Source organism: Janthinobacterium sp. EB271-G4-7A (assembly GCF_020858075.1).
Classification (GTDB): Bacteria; Pseudomonadota; Gammaproteobacteria; order Burkholderiales; family Burkholderiaceae_D; genus Janthinobacterium; species Janthinobacterium lividum.
On the sequence record NZ_JACYMI010000003.1, the window covers coordinates 463,134 to 483,252 of the forward strand.

The window sequence follows — 20,119 nt, forward strand, 5'->3', positions numbered from 1 at the left end:
GCCCGGCGCCGTTAAACTTTTTACTCCTCATTCCGATGGCCACAGTGTTGAAAAACCTGTGGCCATTTTCTTTTTCCGCAACGCGCATGAAAGTCCCGCATGACACTTCATTTGTACGACACGTATAGCCGCAGCCTGCGGCCCTTCGAGACCATCGTCCCTGGCCATGCCGGCCTGTATGCCTGCGGCCCCACCGTCTACGATTACGCGCACATCGGCAACCTGCGCACCTATCTGTTCGTCGACGGCTTGCGCCGCGCGCTTGAATTCAACGGCTTGCAGGTGCGCCACGTGATGAATATCACTGACGTGGGCCATCTGACGTCGGATGCGGACAGCGGCGACGACAAGATCGAGGCGCGCAGCGCCCGCAGCGGCAAGTCGGCCTGGGATATCGCCGCCGAATTCACGCGCGCGTTCGAGGGCGATCTGCGCGCGCTGAATATCCTGCCGCCCACCATCTGGTGCCGCGCCACGGACCACATCGCGGAGCAGATCGCATTCATCCTCGACCTGGAAGCGAAGGGCTATACCTACCGCACGGACGACGGCATCTATTTCGACACGACGCGCCAGGACAGCTATGGAAAACTGGCGCGCCTGAACCGCGACGGCCTGCAGGCGGGGAAGAGGGTGGACCTGGGCGAGAAGCGCGACATCTGCGATTTCGCGCTGTGGAAGTTCAGCGGCGTGCCGGGACAGCGCCAGATGGAGTGGGACAGCCCCTGGGGCCTGGGTTTCCCTGGCTGGCATATCGAGTGCTCGGCCATGGCGGAAAAGCACCTGGGCGCGTATTTCGACATCCATTGCGGCGGCGAAGACCACGTGGCCGTCCACCACAGCAACGAGATCGCGCAAACGGAAGCGCGCCACGGCACGCGCCTGGCCAATTTCTGGCTGCATGGCGCGTTCCTCAAGACCCAGGATGCGAAGATGTCGAAATCCTCAGGCGACTTCTTGCGTTTGCAAAGCCTGGTGGAGCAGGGTGTCGATCCGCTGGCCTACCGCTACCTGTGCCTGGGCGCCCACTACCGCAGCAGCCTCAATTTCACGGACGATGCCTTGCGTGGTGCCGCCAGCGGCCTGGCGCGCCTGCGCGTGGCCGTGCATGGCCTGGGTGCTGCGGAAGGCGAGGCCGATCCTGCATGGCATGAGCGTTTCATGAGCTGCGTCAACGATGACCTGAACTACCCGCGCGCGCTGGCCGTGGCCTGGGAGCTGCTGAAAAGCGGGCTGCCGGACGCCGTCAAAAAAGCCACCATGGCCCGCTTCGATGCGGCCCTGGGGCTCGATCTGCTGGCCTGGCAGCCGGCGCAGGTGGCAGTGCCGCAGCAGGTGCAGGCGTGGATGGCGGAACGGGCTATCGCCCGCGCGCAGCGCCAGTGGGCCGAGGCGGACCGCTTGCGCGACCTGGCGCGCGCGGCCGGTTATGACATCGACGATACGCCGCAAGGGCAACAGGCGCGGCCCCTGTGGGCGTGTGGCCGTATCTGCGGCAGCCATGCATAATGGCCGCCTGATAAACGCGGGAGATGCCGTGAAGCGTGGTGTGCTGTTATTGAGTTGCTGTTTTGTCTTTTCGTCCGCGCAGGCGTTCAGCGAGTGCCCCGGCTTTCCCGCGCTGGCCACCTCCGGCGAGGCGCTGCTGGCGCAGGTGCGCGCGCTGCCGCCCGCCGCTGTGGACCGCGAACGGCACGCGTGTGCGCCAGCGACGGTCATCGATTTCGCCTACAGCGGCGGAGTGCTGTGCAGTTTTGGCGGTGAAGTGGATGCCGCGACGGCCGCCGTCACGCGCCTGGCCGATGGCGGTGAGCTGGTCGAGTACCTGTATCTGTTCCCGTATGCGCCGGCCTCGCATGCGCGCTTGCTGGCGCTGCTGGCCGCGCGGTTTGCGCCCGTCGACAAGGCGGCCTGGCCGGCCTTCCTGCAGGGCCCTAAGCCAGGCAAGGAAACCACGGCCCTGTTCACACATGACGGTTTTTATATCTCGCTGGGCAAGCCCACCGAAGGCGATCCTGCCGCATGGTACTCGAATGTGATCTTTGAAAAGATGGACAAGCCGGCGCTGGGCGTGCGCAAGGTGTGCCGGGAGGGGAGCGATGGCTGAAGCGGATGCCTTTCCGGCAGCGTTGGCCGGCACTGTGGCGCAGCTATTGCCCGCGCTGGGGAGTAGCCGGGCACACCCGCCATTTGCCGTATGCCAGGATAGCGAGGCCTTGCTGATCCCGACGCGCACGTATTACGAGCGCCAGCGATTGCTGGCCTGTACGCAGCTGCCCGGCGACGCGGGCGTGATCGCCCTGTGTCTGGGCACGCGCCACCATGACGGCCATCTGCGCGAAGCGTGTGTCAGGCAGCTGTTGCTGCAGGAGCGGGCGTGGACGGTGCCGTTCGTCGTGCACCTGTGCGGCGAATACGTGCTGGAGATCGTCGAGAGAATCGGGGCGGCGCTGCCGGCCTGGAATGCGCAGGCGCTGGCGCGCTACCTGCGGGAGAACCCCGCGTATGTGGATACGCTGCAGCGGCGCGCCGTCAGCTACTGGAACTGCTACTACCGCAGGCGCTACCCCGTGTGGAAAGACTATCCGGGACGCAGGACCATGGCGGCCCTGCGTGCATTGCAGCAGCTTACGCCTCGATAAAGCGCATCTTGAAGCTGCGGCCCTTGATGTTGCCGAAGTCGCGGCCCAGGGTATTGCCCGCGTTCAGGCGCTTGAAGGCCGCTTCGGCCACCTTGCGGTCCAGCGCCACGTAGGTCATGAACTCGAACACGTTGATCTTGCCCACCTGTTCCTTGGTGAGGCCAGCGTCGCCCGTCAGCGCGCCCAGCAAGTCGCCCGGGCGCAGCTTGTCCTTCTTGCCGCCCATGATGCACAGGGTGACCATCGGCGCCGGCAGCGCCTCCATCCCGTCATCTTCCGCCAGTTCCTTCAGGTCGTGCCATTCGGCGGCGCTGTTCTGGTACTGCTCGATCAGCTTGACCCATTTTTTCTCGTTCGGCGCGCACAGCGACAGGGCCAGACCCTTCTTGCTGCCGCGGCCAGTGCGGCCGATGCGGTGGATGTGCACTTCCGTGTCCTTCGACACGTCGACGTTGATCACGGCGCCCAGGTCGGAAATATCGAGGCCGCGCGCAGCCACGTCGGTGGCGACCAGCACGGAGCAGCTGCGGTTGGCGAACAGCACCAGGATTTCATCGCGCTCGCGCTGTTCCAGCTCGCCGTACAGGGCCAGCGCGGAAAAGCCTTGCTGGCGCAGTTCCTCGGCCAGTTCGCGGCAATGCACCTTGGTATTGCAGAAGGCCAGGGTCGATTCCGGCTTGAAGTGTTTCAGCAGCTTGCCGACGGCGCCATTGCGCTCGTCGAAGCCGATTTCATAGAAGCGCTGCTCGATCTTGTCGTTGTCGTGCTGCGCCTCGACCGTCACTTCCAGCGGATTGACGAGGAACGATGCCGTGGCGCGGCGGATGTCTTCCGGATACGTGGCCGAGAACAGCAGGGTCTGGCGGCGCGCCGGGCAGGCGCTGACGATGCCGGCGATTTCCTCGTAAAAGCCCATGTCCGTCATGCGGTCCGCTTCATCGAGCACCAGCGTCTGCACGTGATTCAGGTTGATGGTGCCGCGGCCCAGATGGTCGCGCAGGCGGCCCGGCGTGCCGACGACGATATGGGCGCCGTGTTCCAGCGAAGCGATTTGCGGACGCATCGGCGCGCCGCCCGTCAGGGTCAGGATCTTGATGTTGCCAGCCGCACGGGCCAGGCGGCGCAGCTCATTGGCCACCTGGTCGGCCAGTTCGCGCGTGGGGCACAGCACCAGTCCCTGCACGGCAAACCAGGCCGGATTGAGCTTGTGCAGGATGCCGATGCCGAAGGCGGCGGTCTTGCCGCTGCCCGTCTTGGCCTGGGCGATCAGGTCGCGGCCGTCGAGCACCGCCGGCAGGCTTTGCGCCTGGATGGTGGTCATCTCATGGTAGCCGAGCGAGTCCAGGTTGGCCAGGAAGGCGGGCGTCAGCGGCAGGCTGGCAAAGGAAGTGGTAGTGTCAGTGGTGGTGTTCATAGGGGCGGAGCCGGTAAAAAGCGGGTGGATGGGCACAGTCTACAGGCGTTCTACGCCCTTGTGCGGATGGTGGTGTGGAAGCTGGCGGCAAACGGCCGCCCGCGTGTGGTATTAATTGTCGGGCGCCCAGATGGGCAAGCCGGTGAGATCCAGGCCGGCGTCGCGCGTCCACACGGGCAGGCCCGTGGCGTCGGTCGGCTCCAGCAATTCGAGCTGCACTTGCTTCAGCGCCACCTTGCGCGGGCGCGCGCGGCGCTGTGGCTCCGGCGCCGGCTCTGGCGCATCGTGCGCTGGCGGCGGGCCGAAACCGGGCAAGTCGATGGTGGCGTTGTCTTTTTTATCTCTCATTTGATAACCTCTGTCCCTGGCCTGCGAAGGCCAAGGGGCGGGCAGCATGCTGTCCGCCTATGTCCATACGCTTTAACTTCATCCACAAAACAAAAGCCCGGCTACAGGAGTCGGGCTCATTGTGAATATCATCGGCAGGAAAAGCAGACCTGCGGATTAAAGTGCGGCACGCAGTGTATCACAGGCGTGCCGCATTGTGGGATGCGCTGTTGTTGTGTCAGCGGAAGCTCAGGGCGCCCGTCAAGTCGCCCGGCGGCAGCGCGCCGCGTGACGCAAAGGCGTCATTGCGCACTTTCAGGCCTTCGAGCAGCGGCAAGTCGTGCAGGCGCGTGATCAGGCGCAGGATCGACGTGGTGTCGTAGAAACTGTGGTCGACGGCGCCTTTCTTCGCGTATGGCGAGACGACGATGGCGGGAATGCGCGTGCCAGGACCCCAGCGGTCGCCTTTCGGCGGCGCCACGTGGTCCCACCAGCCGCCGTTTTCATCGAACGTGATCACCACGATCATGTCTTTCCACTGCGGCGACTCCTTCAGATGCTGGATGACGTTGGCCACGTGCTGGTCGCCCGACTCGATGTCCGAATAGCCCGCGTGCAGGTTCAGGTTGCCCTGCGGCTTGTAGAAGGTCACGGCCGGCAGCTTGCCCGCCACGGCGGCGGCGAGGAATTTGTTCGAAATCGGGCTGTCGCCCGTGCCGCCGTCGCGCAGGTGCTCGGCGCGCGCGGCGGTGCCGGGTGCGAATTGCTTGAAGTAGTTCAGCGGCTGGTGGTGGAACTGGAAATTCGGCTTGCTGCCGCCGCCCTTGTGGTCGAGCGCCGCTTGCCAGCCGCCGCCATACCAGGCCCAGCTGACTCCCTTGCGCGACAGCAGGTCGCCGATGGTGTCGTAGGTTTGCGGCGGCAGGGTATTCGCGTCGGCCGGATCGGCGTGCAGCGGGTCGCCGTCGAAGGCGGGGCGGATATAGCTTGGCTGGTATGGCGGCGCCATGGTGTTGACGGCATAGCCGTCCGGCGTGAGGGCGCCGTCATTGACGTATTTCGGCTTGCCATCGAGCGCGGAGGCGGGGCAGTCGGGCGAGATCGCCAGGCGCACACCTTGCGGGCCGTCGGACAGCACGGCGATCTTTTTCTTTGCCGCCGTCTCGGCCGCGTTGAAGTATTCGTTGGCCCGGCCCGTGACGAGGAACTGGTGGTTCATGTAGGAGCCGCCGAAGGCCGCCATGAAGAAGTTGTCGCACAGTGTGTACTGTTCGGCGATCTGCCACAGGTTCAGGTTTTTCGACGTTTCGCCGTAATGGCCCATCACCAGGCCGCCGCTGTCGGCCCACGCGGCAAAGCCGTCGTTCTTGCCGCCGTTGATCTGCATCTGGTTGTTATAGAAGCGGTGTACGAGGTCGCGCGTGATGATGCTCTCGGGCAGGGGCTTGCCGGCCGCATCGCTCAATTTGTAGGGTGCGTTCGGCAGGCCGGAAATCTGGTCTTCCTTGATCAGGTAATCGATGCCGCCGATATTTTGCTGGTTCGGCACCAGGCCGCCCCAGATTTTCGGCAGGGTAGCCAGCGGCTTGCCGTCGCGGTCCAGCTGCTGCGCCTGTTCGGCCGTGACGGCGGACAGGGGGGCGCTGGTGCCGGGGAAGTTGGCGAACAGGTTGTTGAAGCTGCGGTTTTCCAGGTAGATCACGACCACGTTCTTGACGTGCGCCTTGAGTTTCGCGTCGAGCGAACCTTTGGCGATGGTCTTCCTGGCTGGCGCGGCGTCGGCCAATGCCGGCAGGCTGGCGGCCAGGCCGACTGCGGAAGCAGCCTGGAAAATGCGCCGGCGCGAGGGATTGGCGGGTTGGTCGGCCGGATCGGCTGGCAGGGCGGGGGCGAGGTCCTTCACACATTCTCCTTGGGTGTCTCTATGGGCACGGGCGTTGGCGGCAATCGCCGGCAACGCCCGTGAAGCGGGAAAATTGTATCACCGGCTCCGCGCCCCTGTGAACTATTCAGCCGCTCTTAGAACTGATAACGCACCTTCAGCGACACCTTGCGTGCCGGACCATACATGCCCGAGTACCACCAGTCCGACACGGAAGCCGTGTACTGCTTGTCGAACAGGTTGGCCACGTTCACGGTGGCAGAGAGCTTGTCGCTGACGTCGTAGCGCGCCATCAGGCTGGCCACCGAGTACGCCTTCTGTTCCCAGTGCAGGGTACTGTTGATCTGCCACGCGTCGATGTCGGAATACACGCGGCTTTGCCAGTTCATGCCGCCGCCGATGGTCAGGCGATTCAGCTCGCCGGGCAGGCGGTACGTGGTCCACAGTTTCACCAGGTGGCGCGGGAAGGTGGTCTGGATCGCCTTGCCCTCCGCATTTTCCGTCTGGCTGTACGACCACGACGCGGCCACATTCCAGTTTGGCGTGAGGGCGCCCGTCGCTTCCAGGTCGATGCCCCTGGTATCTGCGCCCTTGATGGTGCGGAACGCCGGATCGTTGGAGCCGGGCAGGGTGTGGCCGGGGTCCGTTTCAGCCAGGTTTTTCTGGCGGATCAGATACAGCGCGGCGGACGTGTTCAGGCGGCCATCGAACCAGCCGCTCTTGACACCCGCTTCATAGGTCTTGCCTTCGCGCGGCGCCAGCAGCTTGCCGTAGCGGTCTTGCGAGGCTTGCGGCTGGTAGATGGTGGAGTAGCTGGCGTAGGCGCTGTGCGTGGCGTCGATGTCGTACACCAGGCCGCCGTATGGTGTGAAGACGCTGCTGTCCGATGCCGGGGATGCGCTGAAAAATTGCGCCTCAGGCGCGTCCGAGATGTAATTTTCGTTGTAGCGCAGTACTTTTGCGCCGGCGATCAGTTTCAGGCGCTCGGAGAGGTTGAGACGGCTGGCCGCGTAGGCGCTGGCCTGGCGGCGCGTGCTGTCATAGGTGACGAAGGTATTGCCAAACACGGGCGTTGCCATGCGATTCCAGCGGTACAGGTTGACGGGCGCGCCCTGGATGTCCTTGTCGCGGCGGCCATCCGTCGTGCTTTGGAATTCGTTGTAGTCCATGCCCAGCACCAGTTCGTGCTGGCGGCCGAACGCGTTGAACGGTCCGCGCACATTGACATCCACGCTGTTGACCTGCAACTGGTAATCGCGGTAGTCGGCGCTCATGCGCAGGCCATCGCCCGTGGCCTGGTCGGCAAAGGCGGTACTCACGTTCATGAACACGGAGCGCTCTTCCTGCGAAGATTGCACGCGGTTGGCCGAGATTTTCAGCTTCCAGTCGTTTGCCAGCGCGTGTTCCAGGGTGGCGAAGAGGTCGGTCGAATTGGTGCCGAAGCGATTCGACTTGGCCGCCGGGCTGAAGGAGCGAGGCAGCTTGGTCATCGCGCCATTGCTGTAGAACAGGGGAAAGCCCAGGTAGGACAAGGATCCGTTCGAGCGCTTGCGCTGGTGCGTGATGCCGGCCGTCAGCTTCGTGTCGGCGGACAGGTCCGCTTCGATCACGCCATACACCACTTTCTTGTCGCGGCTGTAGCCGTCGATGATGCCGTCGCCTTCCTCGTACAGCGTCACCAGGCGGCCGCGCACGGTGCGCGCCTCGTTCAGCGGACCCGCGATGTCGGCCATGGCGCGCCGTTCATCGTAGGAGCCCAGCTCGCCCTCGACGGACGCCTGGAATTGCGCCGTGGGCTTCTTGCGCACCATGTTGATGGCGCCCGAGGCGTCGCCCGCGCCCGTCATCAGGCCCGAGGCGCCGCGCAGTACTTCGATGCGGTCGTACAGCGCCATGTCGGCCAGGCTTTGCGACGGTATCGCATTGAGGCCCAGGTTTTCCGAATGCGTGCTGACGCCATCGAGCTGGTAGTTGGTAATCGCATAGCCGCGCGAAGTAAAGCCGGAGCGTTCGCTGCCCAGCGAGAACAGGGTGATGCCCGGCGTTTGCGCCATGACTTGCGCGATGGTGTTCAGGCCCTGGTCCTGCATGCGCTGCTGCGTGATGACGCTGACCGACTGCGGCGTTTCCCGGATCGACAGGCCCAGTGGCGTGGCCGTGGCGATCGATAGGGGAGAGACATACGCGCCCGAGCCTTCGGTGGCATCCTGCTGCGCCTTGACTGACACTTCCGGCATCATCGACAGCGCTTCGCCGCCCGCCGCGGCATCGGCCGGACGCAGGATAAAGCTGCCGTTGGCGCTGCGCTCGGCCTTCAGGCCCGTGCCGCGCAGCACGCCGTTCAGGGCGGCCAGCACGTCGTGGCGGCCGCTCAAGCCTGCGGACGTCTTGCCGCGCGTCTGTTCCGGCGTAAAACTGAGGATGACCCTGGACTGGCTGGCGACCTGGCGCAGCGCCGCCGCCAGGTCGCCGGCCGGCACCTGGAAATCCTGGATGTTCTGGCTGGCCGCTGGCGCTGCCGCGTTTTCCTGCGCCAGGGCTGGCGCCCGGGCGTTCAGCAGCAGGGCCGAACCGATGAAGACGAGTTGGATGGCATACGCCATGCGCTTGATGCGCGGCTTGGAATGAATGGCAGGAGACATGGTTACCTTGTGGTGTAGTCGTCAAAAAGAACGTTGCCTACACAGGTCACGCGAGAATCGAAAGCGGGTACTTTTTTTTTCGTTGGCGTCAAAATAAATGTTCAATGCTGCTGGCGCGCCTCTACCTGCACCCAGTAGCGCGTGCGCAGGCGGATATCGACGGGCAGGGAGTCGGGCAGCGACAGCAGCACGGCGTCCAGGTCGGCCAGCGGGAAGACGCCGGAAATGCGCAGGCCGGCGACGGCATCGTCGCAGCCCAGCAAGCCGTGGCGGTAGCGGCTCAGTTCATGCAGGAAGTCGCGCAGCGGCATGGCGTCGGCCAGCAGCAAGCCCTGGCACCAGGCCCAGATGTCGGGCGAGACGGCGTGCGCGGGCAAGAGCTGCCGCGCCGTCATGCCGCCGCCCTGGCCTGCACGGATGAGCAGATTTCCATCGCCATGGCGCGGCATCAGCCGGACGGCGCCTTCCTCGACAGACACGAGAGTGCTGCCGCCGGCCTGGCGCACCGAGTAGCGCGTGCCCAGCGCCTGCGCCTGGCCATGCGCGGTTTCGACGAGGAAGGGGCGGTAGGGCATGCCCGTTTCGCGGGCGGTGGCGATGAAGACTTCGCCCTGCACCAGTTGCAGCAGGCGCTGCGTGCCGCTAAAGCGGATATTCACGGCGCTGCCGCTGTTCAGGTGCAAACGGCTGCCGTCGGGCAGGGTCAGTTCGCGGCGCTCACCCACGCCCGTGGACAGGTCGGCCAGCGCGGCGCGGGCCATGTCGGGTGCATATTCCGAGCGCGCGCCGAACCAGCCCGTAAGGCCGATGGCCGATACCCACGCCAGCAACTGCAGGCTGTGGCGGCGCGAGATCGGCGAGGCGGGGCGGGAGCGCTGTGTCAGCGCCTTGCGGCTGGCCTGCGCATCGAGTTCGCGCAAGCCGCCGCTGACGCTTTCGATGTGTTTCCATGCCCGCTCATGGTCGGGATGCGCCTGGCGCCACTGCTGCCAGGCCGTTTTTTCCGCCGGCGTGGTGGCGCCGCTCATCAGGGTGGCCAGCCATTCGGCCGCCTGCATGGCGATCGCCAGGTCGATGGGCTGGCCCTGTGCGTAGACGGTGGCGCCGCGCATGTCAGGCCGCGGCAAAATCGGGCACGGCAAAAAAGCACAGCAGATTGGCCTTGCTCAGGTATTTTTTGACGGAATGCGTGGTGGTGCCCAGTTCGGCGGCGATCTCGGCATAGGTCATGCCGTCCAGGTGCGCCAGCAGGAAGGCGGCCTTGGCCTTGGCGGAGAGCTGGTCCAGCGCGCGGTCGACCCGTTGCAGCGATTCGAGCAGGATGGACATCGCTTCCGGCGAAGGCGTGCAGGCTTGCGGCTGGTGCAGCAGTGCGTCGAGGTAGGCCCGTTCGAGCTCTTCGCGCCGGCAGTGATTGGCCAGCAGGCGCTTGGCGATGGTGGCCAGGAAAGGGCGCGGCTGCGCGATCCCGGCACTGCTGCGCGCAACGAAGATCTTGATGAAGGTATCCTGCGCCAGGTCGCCCGCCAGCCCCGCATCGTGCAGGCGGCGTTTCAGCCAGTGCAGCAGCCAGGAGTGGTGCTCGGCATACAGGGCCTGGAAATCGGATGGCGGGGAAGGGGCGGACAGCATGCGTACAGTCTGGTTTAATCTAAATGAGAATTGTTCTCATAATAGCGTAGCGGCGCGCACCCGGCAATCAGCAAAACGCGGCGTTGCTGAAATGCGACTGCGTGTCCGGACCGCGCGCGGCGGCGGATTTGCGCTGCCGCACGGCAGATGTAAAAGTTTCCTTGGCGCAAGCTTTCATGTGAGAAAATGCGGGCTGTCGATGTGGTGCGGAGCGGAGCGAAAAATGATGTGGATGGTTGGCGGTGCCCTGGTTCTCCTGGTCGCCAGATTCTTATGGTTGGCCTACTTTCACCGGGTCAACGCGATGTCGCGCCAGGCGGAGTTGATGAACTGGCTCGACATCGGCCGGGTGTCGAATGCCGATGGCGGCAAGGATATTTTGTTGGCGAGAAACGAGCGCGGCGCCAGGATCGACTGGCGCACGGGCGAGGTCTGGCTGATGAATCCCAAGGTGGCCGAGCCGTTCGCCGATTTCCTCGCCGTCGAGCGCTGGCTGACTTTGCGCGACATGCCGGCGGCGGACAAGCCGGCCGCAGCTGCGCCTGCGCCCGCGGAGCCGGAACCGGAAGCGGCGCCGGATGCTGGCCCCGTGCGCGATACCTTGCCGGCCTTCCAGCAAAAGGTCGATGCTTGCCTGGCCAAGGCGGAGGGCGGCCAGGAGTTGCTGGAAACCAAGCAGGCTTTCGAGGCGGGCAGCGAGCCTTACCTCGAGGCGTCGACGGAACTGAGCAAGACGGCGCTGGAGCTCGAAGTGTCGCCGGCGATGGTGGCCACGTTTCATATCAGCGCGTTTGCCGCCCTGGCCGAAACGGCGGGAGCCGACAAGCTGGAACGAGTGGCGGCCAGCCTGCACGCGGCGGCCAGGCAGATCAGGGCCAGCGTCACCGCCTAAAGGCGGGGCAGGGCAGGCATGAATGAAAAAACCGCTGCATCCCTTGCAGGAGTCAGCGGTTTTTATGTATTGGTTGCGGGGACAGGATTTGAACCTGTGACCTTCGGGTTATGAGCCCGACGAGCTGCCAGACTGCTCCACCCCGCAGGCGAATTATATACGAGTTTGCTGCATTGCGGGAATGATCTTTGTCAGGCCTGCCGCATCGCTTATTGTTGCTTGAAAACCGTGGCCGTTCCCTGGCGTGTAAACGGCGTGCCCATATGGACTTCCTTGCCGCGCAGTTCGTATGGCAGAAAGGTGATGATTGAATAGCCATCGCGATGGTCGAGCGCTACGGCTATGGCATCTGATTGTTTGCCGGACGAGGGCAGGGGGACGGTGGCGTCATACACGAGGGCGGTTGTCTTGTATTCGCCGTCGACGGCGCCTTGCACCAGGGCTTCCTGTATCAGCTTGATGATGTCGGCCGGCAGTAGCGACATCGCAGCTGTGTTTGCGGGCATGAGGACGAATTTGTCGGCCTGTTTCAGGGCCGCGCCGAGCGGGAGGAAATGGCCTTGCCTCTCAAGTTGTCGCTTGGCCAAAGGAACGACGAACTCTTGCAGATATTCGGTATCCCGCTGCGCTTGGGACTGGGCTTGTGCCGTGGCGGAAAAGCACAGGACGGCAAGCAGGGTGGCAGTGCGGCAGGCTTTCAAGGCGTGGCCCTTGTACATTTAAAGTCTCAATTTAACATGATTGTACAAAATGGGCGAGAATGAAAAAGCCGCTGATCCCTTTGCAAGAATCAGCGGCTTTCATATATTGGTTGCGGGGACAGGATTTGAACCTGTGACCTTCGGGTTATGAGCCCGACGAGCTGCCAGACTGCTCCACCCCGCAGGCGAATTATAGCGGGGTTTGCTGCAATGCGCAATGGCCGGGTTTCAGACCCTGGATTACGCCGCCGCCAGGCGCCACAGCGAGGTGATTTCCTTCGAGCGGGCCGCGTGCAGGCTGTCGGTGGCGTCCTGCGCGCGCGGGTGCGTGGGTTTCACGTCCAGGCGGTCGATGACTTTCAAGCCCGCCTGTTCTATCCACTCCAGCAATTGTGCGCGCGGGCGCAGGCCCAGGTGCTCGGCCAAGTCCGATAAAATCAGCCAGCCTTCGCCGTTTGCTTCCAGGTGCTCGGCCAGGCCGGCGAGGAAACCGCGCAGCATGCGGCTGTCCGGATCGTAGACGGCGTATTCGATCGGCGAGCTTGGGCGCGCCGGCAGCCAGGGCGGATTGCACACGATGAGCGGCGCGCGGCCGGCGGGGAACAGGTCGGCCTGCTGCACGTCGACCTTGTCAAGCAAATCGAGGCGGGCCAGATTTTCGCGCGCGCAGGACAGGGCGCGCGGGTCCTGGTCGGTGGCGACGATGCGTTCAATGCCGCGCTGCGCCAGCACGGCGGCCAGCACGCCCGTGCCGGTGCCGATATCGAAGGCCAGCTTGGCGCGCGCAGGCAGCGGCGCTTCCGCCACCAGGCCCACGTATTCGCCGCGGATAGGCGCGAACACGCCGTAATGCGGGTGGATGCGCTGGCCCAGGGCTGGCAGTTCAACGCCTGTGCGGCGCCATTCGTGCGCGCCGATCAGGCCCAGCAATTCGCGCAGCGAGGCGATAAACGGTTCTTCGCCACGGCCATACGCTTCATTGCACGCCAGTTTCACGTCCGGCGCGCGGCGCAGCGGGATCGTGTAGTCGGCCTCGAAAGGCAGCAGCAGCATGGCCAGGGTACGGGCGCGTTGCGACTGGGCCTGGCGGTGCAAGTGGAAGGCTTCCGTGGCGGACGGTTCGGGTTTCGTCAGCTTGGCGGCCTTGGCCTTCTTGCTCGGTTTGTCGTTCTTGTGGTCGGCGCGCCGCGCCAGCGCCTGCAGCAGCTGGCGCGCGTTTTGGAAGTCGCCGCGCCACAGCATGGCCGTGCCTTCGCAGGCCAGGCGGTAAGCCTGGTCGGCCGTCGTGCGGTCATCGGCGATGACGACGCGCTTGGGCGGCGGCATGCCGCTTTCCGAGCGCCAGCGGGCCGAATGCTCGGCGCCGTTTTCGCTCCAGTGGATCTGCGGATGAACGGTAGGTGAAGAAGTGTCGGACATGGGATTCAATCGATAGAAGGTGGCGCGCGGCATGGTCGCCTGCGCAGGCCGTCTTCCATTATACGTTGCTGACCGTGCTGCTAGCGGTGTCCGTGCCGTAGGCGAGTGCCAGCGCGCGGGCGCGCGCCTGCTCTTCCGGCGTGGTTTCCACGGCTTTCCTGTCGGCTTTGGCGGTCTCGGTGGCATGGTCCGGCTGCACCAGCTTGAGCAAGCGCAAGCTCAGGCTGCCTGCCAGGCCGTCATCCTTGCCGCTGGCGCTGGCGCCATCGGACGTGCCCTGGTAGAGATTGCTTTGCAATTGCTGGCCCAGCAGCTTGAACAGGTCGTGCAGATTGCCGCCGAAGTGCGTGGCGGGCAACTCTTTCGCGGGCAGCTGTGCGTCATCGGCTGAGCCTGCTTCCTCGGTGGCATTCTGCGTTTGCTCAAGGACGCCCGCGCTGATGTTCGATTGATATTGCACTTCCACTTCGAAGTCGAAGGTCTGGCCATCGGCCGTCGTGATCTTGCCCTTGCCGATGAAATGCGCGTTTTCATCGAGGCTGAAGGCGGCCGCGCGGCTGCTGCCGCCGGCGCCCGAGACGCTGGCGCTGCCACTGCTGAAGCTGGAACCGGCCTGCAGGTCGACGGAATCGAAAGCGACCGTGGCACCGTCGCCGAACAGCTGGCGCGTCATGTTGCTCAGAAAATCCTGCGCCACGTCGACGGTCGCGTTGCCCAGCGCATCGGTCCGTTGCGACAATCCCTTGGCCGACAGGTCCAGGCCATTCTTTGACAGCGCCACCACGTCTTGCGCCGTGCGCTGCATCAGGGGCGAAGCGGCCAGGCCCGTGGCGCTGCTGCCCGTGCGGGACGGCTGCTGGCCAGCCAGCGTATTCGAGGCGGGTTGACGGCTGGCAAGGGCGGGGAGCTGGGACATGGTCGGTTCAAATGGGGAGGATAGTCGAATTAACGGCAATATCGCCCCATTCTTTAACCATCAGTGGTGGTGCGACCAGCTACCGTCTGCCGACTCCAGATAGGATTTGACGGCATCGGCCTGGCCCGTGGCGTGACGCTTGAGTTCGCCGCATGCGCAAATGCCCTGGTACGGCTGGATATGCGAGCAGGCGGAGACTTTTTGCAGGTAGACCTGCATGGATTTGTGACATTTTACGCACTTGAAGGTGAGGCTGCGGGCGGCTTTCATGGGGTTCCTTGAACTGTTGCGGGGCGTAGAGTTCGTCTACGCGAAGGCGGCGATTTTAACGCACTCCGGCCATCGTTACACGTTGTTGCATCTGCGCCACGCGCACGTCAACTGAATCCGCGCCATGACGTTGAACGTATATAGGAGGTCGTCTGACCGCCATTGAAGAGGTAGCACCATGGACAAGCATGACAAGGAAAAGCCTGTACAGCCCGCCAAGGAGCTGGTCAGGAAGTGGCTGAAAGCGGAGCTGGAACAGCGCCGGCCCCCGCCCGACCCCGAGCAGATCCGCCGCGAACTGGGCTGGGATATGCTCAGACTGTGCCGGGAGCCGGCCAGCCGCTAGTGACTCAGCGCACCGTCACCACGCTCTTGCCGCCGGACCCAGGCTGCACGAGGATGCGGGTGGCGATGCGCTCCGTCATTTCCTGTACGTGCGAGATGACGCCCACCTTGCGGCCCATCGCTTGCAAGCCGTCGAGCGCATCCATGGCCACGCGCAGGGTTTCCGTATCCAGGCTGCCGAAGCCCTCGTCGATGAACAGCGATTCCACGCGCACCCGGTTCGAGGACAGCGAGGCCAGGCCCAGCGCCAGGGCCAGCGAGACGAGGAACGATTCGCCGCCCGACAGCGAGTGCACGGAGCGCAGCTCGCCGCCCATGTCCTGGTCGCGCACCATCAGGCCCAGCGACGGATTGTTCGGGTTGTCGATGCGTTCGAGCTGGTAGCGGCGCGCCAGGTGGTTCAGGTGTGCGTTGGCATAGCCCAGCAGCACTTCCAGCGTGAATTGCTGCGCATAGTTGCGGAATTTCTTGCCGTCGGCCGAGCCGATCAATTCATTCAGGCTGGCCCAGCGCCGCTCGATGACGGCTTGCGCCTCGATCTGCGCCAGCATAGCTTGCGCGCTGTGGCGCCGCGCGTCGTCCTGCGCGATGGCCAGGCGCAGGCGCGTCGCTTCCTGGTTGGCTGCCTGGCGTTCGGCGCCAAGCGCGTCGAGCGCCGCCTGCAGCGCGGCCTCGTCCGTTTCCAGCGCTTCCGGTGGCCGTTCCAGATGGTCCGCATGCCGCTGCCGGCGTTCGGCCAGCACGGAAGCGGCCGTCGTATGGCGGTCGGCGATCATCTGCAGGGCGTCGCGTTCGGCGCGCATGGCGTCCGGCGCGATGGCCAGGTGCGCGCGCAGTTCGTCGAGCGTGGCGGGCGCATGGCCGGAGTGACGCTGCCGGAACTGCTGCAGCCAGTCGTGCAGGGCGGCGGTGGCGCCGCGTTCCTGTTCATGCAGGGCGGCCAGGCGTTGCGACAACTGCACGCATGCTTCATCGAGGCGCGTGCGCTGCTGGCTGGCCGACTGCGCCGCCGTTTGCTGCTGCGCCAGCAGCTCCTTGGCCTGCGCGATGGCGCCAGCCAGGCTGTGTTCCACCTCGGCCACGTTCTGGCCCTGCCATAGCGCGTTGCGCTCCGTTTGCAGTGCCGTGCGCCGTTTGTCGGCGGCGGCAAAGGCGGCGTGGGTTTCCTGCGCCGTGTGCTGTGCCTTGCCGGCGGCCAGCAACGCCGCTTCCAGCTGCGCGGCCAAGGTCGCCAGCGCGTGACCGCGATTGTCCTGGTCCGCCTGCTGTTTCAGCCATTGCCGGCTTTCCGTTTCGCGCGCCGCGCGGAAGGCGGCGGGGCCGGCGCGCCAGTTGTCCTTCCAGCCTTCGGCGCCTTCCACGTCGGCAAACGCGGTATCGAGCTGCGCCAGCAAGCCGTCAAGCGTGCCGCGCGACGTTTCCGCCTTGTCCACGCTGGCCGCCTGCTGCGCCTGCAACTGCGCCAGCCGTGTCTGCGTTTCGGCGACGGCGCTTGTGCAGCGCGCGTGTTCGGCGCCGGCCAGTTCGTGCGCCGCCTGCGCCTGCTCGCGCCGCGCGCTGGCCTGGCGCAGCGCCGCCTCCTGCTGCGCCAGCGCCTGCAGGGCTGCCGCATTGGCTGCCAGTTGCTGCGCGAACCAGTGCGCGCGCTGGTTTTCCGGCGGCAGATGCAGGGTATCGGCATGCGGCTGCCATTGCGCGTGCAGGCTGGCGATGGCGGGCGGCAGGGCCGCCAGTTCGGCATCCGTCTGCGCCTGTTCGCGCGCAGTCGCGGCCAGCGCCGCCCTGTGCGTGGCCAGTTGCTCCAGATTGCCGCGCGCGTGTGCGCGGCAAGCCAGTACTTCATCCTGCAAGCTGGCCAGCATCGCCTGCAAAGCGTGATCGGCGTGGCTGTACGGGTGTTCCAGGGCGCCGCAGACGGGGCAGGGCTGCTCGTCCTGCAAGGTGGCGCGCAGCTGCTCGACGCTGGCCGCGCATGCCGCTTCCGCGCCTTTCAAGGATTTTTCCGCCTGCGCCAGGCTCGCTTCCAGCAGCGCTGTTTGTGCTGCTGCCGCGGCCAGCGCCGCGTTTTCCGTCTGCGCGGCCTGCGCCAGCTGGGCGGCCCTCGCTTGTCCATGCGCCAGCGCCTGCTGCTGGCGCGCCAGCTCCGTCCACGTCTTTTCCGCCGCATTCAACTGGCGCGCATGGTTTTCCAGCTGTCCGCGCTGTTCCTGCAGCAGCTGTCCGTCGATGGCTTGCACGGCGGCCAGCGCTTCGCGCCGCTGCCCATCGTGCTCGGCGAGCGTGGCGGCGGCGGCCGTCAATGCGGCTTGCGCCGCGTGGCCCGCGTTGGTTGCCGCGCGCACCAGCTGCGCCGCTTCGGCTGCCTTGGCGTCGGCCGCATCGGCTTGCGCGGCAGCCTGGCCGGCCTGGGCGAACAGCTGGTCCGACAATTGCCACGACGTGGCCAGCGCTTGCCAATGCTGGTGCGATGCCAGCCACAGGCGTCCCGTTTCCTGCTCCGCCTGCATGGCGTGCTGGCCCTGCTGCAGATCGTGCAAGGTGGCGCGCGCCGTCTCGTTGGCGTGGTCTGCCGCCATTGCCGCCTCCCTGGCCTGGCGGTGCGCGGGCAAGTGGGCGGCAATGCCGGCATCGAGCGCCTTGGCGGCATCGAGTTGCGGTGCCGCGTCGCGCTGCGCCGCCTCCCTGGCCAGCAAGGCCGCTGCCGCTTGCTGCACGCCGGCAGCCAGTTGCGTTTCGCTGGCCACGGCTTGCGCCGCCTGCGCGCGCGCCGCTTCCAGCGCGGCGCCGCTGCTGGCGATGTCGCTCGCCAGGCGCGCCACGTCATCGACGAAGGGGCGCGCCGGCTGCAGCAATTCCCACTGCGCCAGCGCCGTGCGGCGCTCTTCGGCAGCGGCCCGTTCGGCATCCGCGCTATCGAGCGCCTCTTGCGCCGCCGCGACCTGGCTTTGCAGCTTGTGCGTTTCCTGGTGCCAGCGCTGCTGCAGTTCCAGCACCGCCTTGCGCAAGTCGATGGTTTGCAGGTTGGTCTCGGCCGCGCTGCACAGGGCCTCGGTATCGGTACGTTCTTCCGGCGACAAGGGCCGCTGGTCGGCCAGTTTTTCGCCCAGGCATTCGAGGACCTGCTTTTCCTTTTTTGCCCGCTCGAAGGCGCGCATGGAAATGTCGGTGTAGATGCTGCTGCCCGTCAGGGTTTCCAGCAACTCTCCCCGTTCATTGTCTTCCGTCTTGAGGAAGGTGGAAAACTCGTTTTGCGCCAGCAGCACGGCGCGCGTAAACTGGTCGAACGACAGGCCGATGCGCTTTTCGATCTCTTCCTTGACTTCCGTCTTGGTGCCGCCGATGGGCTGCAACGCTGGCAACTGGTGCAAGCTCATGGCCGTGGCCTGCAGCGCGCCTTCGGCTTTGGTGCGCGAACGGCGCACGCTCCAGCGCGCGCGGTAGCTGGCGCCATCGTTGCCGACGAAGTCCACTTGCGCGTAGCCGTCCGGCGTGCCGCGCCGCAGCAGGGTGCGCGTATCCTGGGCGTTGACGGTTTCCTTGCCCACGTCGGGCAGGGCGCTGCCCCGGCCCAGCACTTTCAGCAGGCGGGGCGTGGCGTCGTACAGGGCCAGGCACAGGGCATCGAGCAGGGTGCTCTTGCCCGCGCCCGTGGGCCCGCTGATGGCGAACAGGCCGGAAGACGCGAGCGGCTCCTGCTGGAAGTCGACTTCAAATTCGCCGGCCAGCGAAGCCAGGTTCTTGCCGCTGATTTTCAGTATTTTCATGGTTCTTCAGGTGTGCTCAAGCGCCAGGCAGCAGCAGTTCGGCCAGGGCCGACAGTTGTTCGGGCGGCGCGGGCCGGCCGTATTTTTGCAGGTACAGGCGGCGGAAGATGTCGTCGGGCTGCAGCTGGCCCAATTGGTCGAGCGTCATGTTCTCGGGCGCGCTGCTGCGCGCGGCGCTCGATGTTTCGATCTTCGCCAGGCGCACGTGCTTGCCGTCGAGCGCCGTTTCGATGCGCGTGCGCAGGCCCGGCTCCGGCGCATCGAGGCGCACGCGCACTTCCAGGAAAGGCTGTGCTTCGGCCGGCGCGTCCGGCACGTCGAGGGCGGCCAGCTGTTCCAGCACTTCGGCAATCGGCGCCGGCGTGGCGGGCACGCGCAGCAGCGGCACGGCGCGCGGCACCTCGATGGCGCGTACCTCGCGTAATTGCTCGCCGTCGATATCGAGGCACAGCACCTGATGGCGGTAGTGCACTTCCGCGAAGGACAGGGGAATCGGGCTGCCGCAGTAGCGGATATGCTGCTGGCCGCCCACGGCCTGCGCCTTGTGCAAATGGCCCAGCGCCGCATACGCGATGGCGGTGTCGAAAATCCCCGACGGCAGCATCTCGGTGCCGCCGATGACGATGCGGCGTTCGGAATCGTTCGACATTTCGCCGCCCACCATGTGGCAGTGGCCCAAGGCGATGATGGCTTGTCCGGGCTGGCGGCGCGCCAGCGCCAGGTCCGCCAGTTGGCGGTACAGCAGGGCGATGCCGCCCAGGTAGGCATCCTGGGTATCGCCGGCCGGCAGCTTTGGCACGTCGCCGGGGCGCAGGAAGGGCACGGCCAGGCACCACGCCTGCACTTGCCCATCGCTGCCGGTGAGCGGCAGCAGCAGGCGTTCCAGGTCGATCTGGCCATCGTCGCCACGCAGCACATGGCCGATCACGTGCGTGCCATGCGCGGCCAGCAGGGGGCCGGGCGCTTCCAGGCGGCCGGCCGAATCGTGATTGCCGGCGACGACGACCAGCTGCAGCGCCGGCAGGCGCGCGCGCGCCTGCTGCAGGAATACATATAACTGCTTTTGCGAGGCGGCGGAAGGGTTGGCGTTGTCGAACACGTCGCCGGCCACCAGCAGCACGTCGACCTGTTCGGCCACGAGCGTGTCGAGCAGCCAGTCGAGGAAGCGCTGGTGTTCGTAGCCCCGCTCATAATTGTGCAGGGTCTGGCCCAGATGCCAGTCGGAAGTGTGCAGCAGGCGCATGGTGGGGCAAGGGTAGGGAGGACAGGCGCC

The 20,119-nt window shown here is 65.6% G+C and carries 17 protein-coding genes and 2 tRNA genes; 5 read left to right on the plus strand and 14 right to left on the minus strand.

All coding sequences use genetic code 11. The features are described 5' to 3' along the window. The first annotated feature begins 99 nt into the window (after positions 1-99). From cysS to IGS58_RS22585, 3 genes are all read left to right on the plus strand, one after another. Positions 100-1,509 carry a cysteine--tRNA ligase gene (gene cysS, locus IGS58_RS22575; RefSeq protein WP_230522741.1) on the plus strand — a complete coding sequence of 470 codons (1,410 nt, stop codon included), beginning with the start codon at positions 100-102 and terminating at the stop codon, positions 1,507-1,509. A gap of 28 nt (positions 1,510-1,537) precedes the next feature. Next, a complete protein-coding gene (locus IGS58_RS22580) occupies positions 1,538-2,107 on the plus strand; it encodes a hypothetical protein (protein ID WP_230522742.1) in 570 nt (189 codons plus the stop codon). 109 nt (positions 2,108-2,216) lie between these two features. Next, complete coding sequence (locus IGS58_RS22585; protein WP_230522743.1) at positions 2,217-2,642, plus strand: hypothetical protein; 426 nt, start codon at positions 2,217-2,219, stop codon at positions 2,640-2,642. Here IGS58_RS22585 and dbpA read toward each other — a convergent pair. The 6 genes from dbpA to IGS58_RS22615 form a co-directional block, all read right to left on the minus strand. Beyond that, on the minus strand, positions 2,629-4,056 hold the full coding sequence (gene dbpA, locus IGS58_RS22590) for an ATP-dependent RNA helicase DbpA (protein ID WP_092610179.1): 1,428 nt from the start codon (positions 4,054-4,056) through the stop codon (positions 2,629-2,631). The two genes, IGS58_RS22585 and dbpA, sit on opposite strands and share 14 nt — an antisense overlap. 111 nt (positions 4,057-4,167) lie before the next feature. Then, entirely contained in the window at positions 4,168-4,404 is a 237-nt protein-coding gene (locus tag IGS58_RS22595) for a hypothetical protein (protein ID WP_034778081.1), read from the minus strand. 217 nt (positions 4,405-4,621) lie between these two features. Continuing rightward, positions 4,622-6,286, minus strand: coding sequence for an acid phosphatase (locus tag IGS58_RS22600; protein ID WP_070253446.1), 1,665 nt, complete (start codon positions 6,284-6,286; stop codon positions 4,622-4,624). A 116-nt stretch (positions 6,287-6,402) separates the two neighbouring features. Continuing rightward, a complete protein-coding gene (locus IGS58_RS22605) occupies positions 6,403-8,907 on the minus strand; it encodes a TonB-dependent siderophore receptor (RefSeq protein WP_230522744.1) in 2,505 nt (834 codons plus the stop codon). 101 nt (positions 8,908-9,008) lie between these two features. Further along, positions 9,009-10,019 (minus strand): FecR domain-containing protein, encoded by a 1,011-nt coding sequence (locus tag IGS58_RS22610; RefSeq protein WP_230522745.1) that lies wholly within the window; start codon positions 10,017-10,019, stop codon positions 9,009-9,011. 1 nt (position 10,020) lies between these two features. Next, positions 10,021-10,539, minus strand: a complete 519-nt coding sequence (locus IGS58_RS22615; protein ID WP_092610191.1) for a sigma-70 family RNA polymerase sigma factor — start codon at positions 10,537-10,539, stop codon at positions 10,021-10,023. A 325-nt stretch (positions 10,540-10,864) separates the two neighbouring features. Here IGS58_RS22615 and IGS58_RS22620 point away from each other — a divergent pair, with 325 nt between their 5' ends. Next, complete coding sequence (locus tag IGS58_RS22620) at positions 10,865-11,431, plus strand: hypothetical protein (protein ID WP_070280460.1); 567 nt, start codon at positions 10,865-10,867, stop codon at positions 11,429-11,431. Positions 11,432-11,501: 70 nt separating this feature from the next. Here IGS58_RS22620 and IGS58_RS22625 read toward each other — a convergent pair. The 6 genes from IGS58_RS22625 to IGS58_RS22650 form a co-directional block, all read right to left on the minus strand. Then, positions 11,502-11,578 (minus strand) — tRNA-Met (locus IGS58_RS22625). Positions 11,579-11,640: 62 nt separating this feature from the next. Then, positions 11,641-12,150: a hypothetical protein gene (locus IGS58_RS22630; protein WP_230522746.1), complete on the minus strand. Its 510-nt coding sequence runs from the start codon at positions 12,148-12,150 to the stop codon at positions 11,641-11,643. 89 nt (positions 12,151-12,239) lie between these two features. Beyond that, a tRNA-Met gene (locus IGS58_RS22635) sits at positions 12,240-12,316 on the minus strand. Between the two features lie 56 nt (positions 12,317-12,372). Further along, positions 12,373-13,551, minus strand: a complete 1,179-nt coding sequence (locus IGS58_RS22640) for a methyltransferase (protein ID WP_230522747.1) — start codon at positions 13,549-13,551, stop codon at positions 12,373-12,375. Positions 13,552-13,609: 58 nt separating this feature from the next. Beyond that, positions 13,610-14,467, minus strand: a complete 858-nt coding sequence (locus IGS58_RS22645; protein ID WP_230522748.1) for a hypothetical protein — start codon at positions 14,465-14,467, stop codon at positions 13,610-13,612. 60 nt (positions 14,468-14,527) lie between these two features. Next, entirely contained in the window at positions 14,528-14,737 is a 210-nt protein-coding gene (locus IGS58_RS22650; protein WP_034755039.1) for a hypothetical protein, read from the minus strand. A gap of 178 nt (positions 14,738-14,915) precedes the next feature. Between IGS58_RS22650 and IGS58_RS22655 the strand changes: the two genes are divergently transcribed. Continuing rightward, positions 14,916-15,083, plus strand: coding sequence for a hypothetical protein (locus tag IGS58_RS22655; RefSeq protein ID WP_162835746.1), 168 nt, complete (start codon positions 14,916-14,918; stop codon positions 15,081-15,083). Between the two features lie 4 nt (positions 15,084-15,087). Here IGS58_RS22655 and IGS58_RS22660 read toward each other — a convergent pair whose 3' ends face one another. After that, a complete protein-coding gene (locus tag IGS58_RS22660; RefSeq protein WP_230522749.1) occupies positions 15,088-18,846 on the minus strand; it encodes an AAA family ATPase in 3,759 nt (1,252 codons plus the stop codon). A 16-nt stretch (positions 18,847-18,862) separates the two neighbouring features. Then, positions 18,863-20,089: an exonuclease SbcCD subunit D C-terminal domain-containing protein gene (locus tag IGS58_RS22665; RefSeq protein ID WP_230522750.1), complete on the minus strand. Its 1,227-nt coding sequence runs from the start codon at positions 20,087-20,089 to the stop codon at positions 18,863-18,865. Positions 20,090-20,119 lie beyond the last annotated feature (30 nt).

Coding starts and splice junctions, on each gene's coding strand:
- IGS58_RS22615 (WP_092610191.1), bottom strand. CDS start 10,539: ATGCTGTCCGCCCCTTCCCCGCCATCCGATTTCCAGGCCCTGTATGCC.
- IGS58_RS22610 (WP_230522745.1), bottom strand. CDS start 10,019: ATGCGCGGCGCCACCGTCTACGCACAGGGCCAGCCCATCGACCTGGCG.
- IGS58_RS22630 (WP_230522746.1), bottom strand. CDS start 12,150: ATGTACAAGGGCCACGCCTTGAAAGCCTGCCGCACTGCCACCCTGCTT.
- dbpA (WP_092610179.1), bottom strand. CDS start 4,056: ATGAACACCACCACTGACACTACCACTTCCTTTGCCAGCCTGCCGCTG.
- IGS58_RS22660 (WP_230522749.1), bottom strand. CDS start 18,846: ATGAAAATACTGAAAATCAGCGGCAAGAACCTGGCTTCGCTGGCCGGC.
- IGS58_RS22620 (WP_070280460.1), top strand. CDS start 10,865: ATGAACTGGCTCGACATCGGCCGGGTGTCGAATGCCGATGGCGGCAAG.
- IGS58_RS22645 (WP_230522748.1), bottom strand. CDS start 14,467: ATGTCCCAGCTCCCCGCCCTTGCCAGCCGTCAACCCGCCTCGAATACG.
- cysS (WP_230522741.1), top strand. CDS start 100: ATGACACTTCATTTGTACGACACGTATAGCCGCAGCCTGCGGCCCTTC.
- IGS58_RS22640 (WP_230522747.1), bottom strand. CDS start 13,551: ATGTCCGACACTTCTTCACCTACCGTTCATCCGCAGATCCACTGGAGC.
- IGS58_RS22665 (WP_230522750.1), bottom strand. CDS start 20,089: ATGCGCCTGCTGCACACTTCCGACTGGCATCTGGGCCAGACCCTGCAC.
- IGS58_RS22595 (WP_034778081.1), bottom strand. CDS start 4,404: ATGAGAGATAAAAAAGACAACGCCACCATCGACTTGCCCGGTTTCGGC.
- IGS58_RS22605 (WP_230522744.1), bottom strand. CDS start 8,907: ATGTCTCCTGCCATTCATTCCAAGCCGCGCATCAAGCGCATGGCGTAT.
- IGS58_RS22655 (WP_162835746.1), top strand. CDS start 14,916: ATGGACAAGCATGACAAGGAAAAGCCTGTACAGCCCGCCAAGGAGCTG.
- IGS58_RS22650 (WP_034755039.1), bottom strand. CDS start 14,737: ATGAAAGCCGCCCGCAGCCTCACCTTCAAGTGCGTAAAATGTCACAAA.